The organism is Hamadaea sp. NPDC051192 (assembly GCF_040682475.1).
Taxonomy (GTDB): domain Bacteria; phylum Actinomycetota; class Actinomycetes; order Mycobacteriales; family Micromonosporaceae; genus Hamadaea; species Hamadaea flava.
Genome location: NZ_JBFBAZ010000284.1, coordinates 1 through 2,703 on the forward strand (window position 1 = coordinate 1; position 2,703 = coordinate 2,703).

Sequence of the window (2,703 nt, forward strand, 5' to 3'; positions counted from 1 at the left end):
ACCACCACCCCACCCCTCTCCCCTTTGATCATGGAGTTAACTGTGGAGTCGACGGCGTGTCAGGGGTGCAAACCCCATGATCAACGCGACCGGGCGGGCCTGGCGAGCGCGGCGAGCGAGCGGGCGAGCGGGCGCGGCGAGCGGGCGAGCGCGGCAGTCAGGCGCGGGCGGCAGTCAGGCGCGGGCGGCGCCCGGAACCGCCCACGAACCGTCGCGCAGCCGAAGCAACAGAGCACCCAGCCGCAGCACGATGAACAGCGTGAGCCCGGCCCACACCCCGCCGATCCCGAGGTCCAGCCACAGCGCCAGCCAGATGGCAGGCAGGAAGCCGCCCAGGGCCGCGACGATCGTGAGATTACGCAAGTAGCGGGCGTCGCCGGCGCCGACGAGGACGCCGTCGAGGGCGAAGACCACCCCGTTGAGCGGGAGCATCCCGATGAACCAGGGCCAGACGATCGCGAGCTGGCCGAGGACGTCGGTGTCATCGCTGAACAGGTGCGGCAGGACGGGGGCCAGGGCGAGCACGAAGATCCCGAAGATCACGCCGCAGCCGAGGCCGATCTGGCCGATCCGGACCGCCGTACGCCGAGCGGTGAGCACGTCACCGGCACCGAGCGCGGCCCCGATCAGGGACTGCGCCGCGATGGCGATCGCGTCGAGGGCGTACGCGCAGAACATCCAGAGCTGGAGCCCGACCTGGTGGGCGGCGACCGCGGCTGCGCCGAACCGGGCGGCGACGGCGGCTGCCGAGAGGAAGCAGAGCTGGAAGGCGAGCCCTCGGACGAGCAGGTCGCGGCCGAGGACGAGCTGCTGGCGGAGCAGGGCGGGGCGCGGCGCGAGCGGTACGCGTTCCGCGACGAGCGCCCGGATGAACAGGGCCCCTCCGACGACCTGGGCCGCGACGTTGGCCAGGGCGGATCCGACGAGCCCGAGGCCGGCCGGATAGACCAGCAGCGGGCAGAGGATGGCGGAGAGGACGTTCGCCCCGAGCACGTAGCGCAGCGGCCGCCGGGTGTCCTGGACTCCTCGCATCCATCCGTTGCCCGCGAAGACCAGCAGAACGAACGGGATCCCCAGAGAGGCGATGCGCAGCCAGAGTTCGGCGTGCTCGGCGATCTCGGGGTCACCGCTGAGGGCCCGCGTGACCGGCCCGGCGAACAGCTGGGCGCACACGACGAAGACGAGGCCGGCCGCCAGGGCGAGCCAGGAGGCCTGAATGCCTTCCTCCACCGCCGTACGCCGAGAGCCCGCGCCGAAACTGCGCGCGGCTCGACCAGTCGTGCCGTACGCGAGGACGTTACCGAGCCAGGCGGTCACGGCGAGGATCGTCCCGCCGATCGCGAGCGCGGCCAGTGGCACGCGGCCCAGATGGCCGACCACGGCGGTGTCGACCAGAAGATAGAGGGGCTCAGCGGCGAGGACTACGAGCGCGGGTAGCGCGAGCGCCGCTATACGCCGAAGGCTGGGGGTCACCCGCCTATGGTGCCGGTCTCCTTGTAAGGAGTCAACTCGGCAATGGTGATTACTGGCGGGTGTCCATCGAGGTTTGCAGGGCGCGGCGCATCTGCTCACGCTGCTCGTCGGCGCTGGGCTTGGGTTTGGCGGGAGCTGACTTAACGTTAGTTTGCATAGTTCGCAAAACTATCGTTCAGGTCCACATGCAGGAACACCTTTCCCAAACTCTGGGCATCCGCTGCGCGACAAACCCCGACCACCAGATGCGGATCAGGGATATGCCTGTGATCTTGGCCCAAGATCACAGGCATATCCCTGATCCAGCTGGAAACCAGCGCGCCAGCGCGCCAGCGGGAACCAGCGCGCCAGCGGGAACCAGCGAGCCAGCGGGAACCAGCGAGCCAGCGGGAAGGAGTAAGAGCGGGTCAGCGGGCGAGGAAATGCCACCCCACCCACCACCAGAACCCGAAGACGGCGATCCGCCCGACCGGGATCCGCCCGACTTCATGGGTCATCACGACGGCGGCCAGGTCGCCGAGCGTCGGGATACGGCGTGTACGCCGAGCGGCCCATTCGACGGCGAGGACGAGTAGTCCGGCGAGGATGAAGCCGGCGATGGCGAGCAGTCTCATCGTCGTACCAGCCCCCAGAATCCGGTGAGCCATCCGAAGTAGAAGATCGCGCGAGGCAGGTAGTCGTCGAGGAGTGGGTCGGCGAGCAGGGACAGCGTCGGGTAGTTCTTGTCGTCGCCGATCGCGAAGGTGCTCAGTTCGAAGAACACGAACACCCCGACGGGCAGCAGCCACCAGGCGAGGCCGCGGGAGAGCCGACGCGGAGGAGGTTTGCGGGGGACGCGCTGACTCAGCCCGAGGTACATCATCACGGCGCCGAGGGTGAAGACATAGATGTTGGCTTCGAGGGAGAAGGACGGGAGCAGGCCGCCCAGGAGCGACAGGAACGCGAAGATCGGCAGCATCACTGCCGGGCGCGTCCAGGCCGGCGCGCTCGGAACAGTGAGTTCCGGGTGATCCATGACTCGATTGTGGCTGCTTCACCCGGAGCCGGGGAGGGTTTTATTCCCCTAATGCGTCCCTTATCCGACCCATGATCTCCTCGGGCGTACCGTGGCCGGTGAAGCCCGCCGCCGCCCGATGGCCACCGCCACCGAGCGCCACGGCGACCCGGCTGACGTCGGTCGCGCCCCGGGTCCGCATCGACACTGACCACTCCGCCGGGCCGACCTGCTTG

The 2,703-nt window shown here is 69.0% G+C and carries 3 protein-coding genes and 1 pseudogene; all 4 read right to left on the reverse strand.

Going from position 1 to position 2,703, the window contains the following annotated elements; translation table 11 throughout:
* Window positions 1-174: 174 nt before the first annotated feature.
* Complete coding sequence (locus AB0M47_RS42560; protein WP_363424693.1) at window positions 175-1,473, reverse strand: MATE family efflux transporter; 1,299 nt, start codon at window positions 1,471-1,473, stop codon at window positions 175-177.
* Between the two features lie 407 nt (window positions 1,474-1,880).
* Window positions 1,881-2,087, reverse strand: a complete 207-nt coding sequence (locus tag AB0M47_RS42565; RefSeq protein ID WP_363424696.1) for a DUF6186 family protein — start codon at window positions 2,085-2,087, stop codon at window positions 1,881-1,883.
* Entirely contained in the window at window positions 2,084-2,488 is a 405-nt protein-coding gene (locus AB0M47_RS42570) for a hypothetical protein (RefSeq protein ID WP_363424699.1), read from the reverse strand. The genes AB0M47_RS42565 and AB0M47_RS42570 overlap by 4 nt, the downstream gene beginning before the upstream one ends.
* Before the next feature lie 40 nt (window positions 2,489-2,528).
* Window positions 2,529-2,703 (reverse strand): annotated as a pseudogene (locus tag AB0M47_RS42575) (bifunctional oligoribonuclease/PAP phosphatase NrnA); the annotation flags it as partial.

Bases quoted from the DNA above. Each gene is read 5' to 3' on its own strand.
- AB0M47_RS42570 (WP_363424699.1), bottom strand. From the start codon at position 2,488: ATGGATCACCCGGAACTCACTGTTCCGAGCGCGCCGGCCTGGACGCGC.
- AB0M47_RS42565 (WP_363424696.1), bottom strand. From the start codon at position 2,087: ATGAGACTGCTCGCCATCGCCGGCTTCATCCTCGCCGGACTACTCGTC.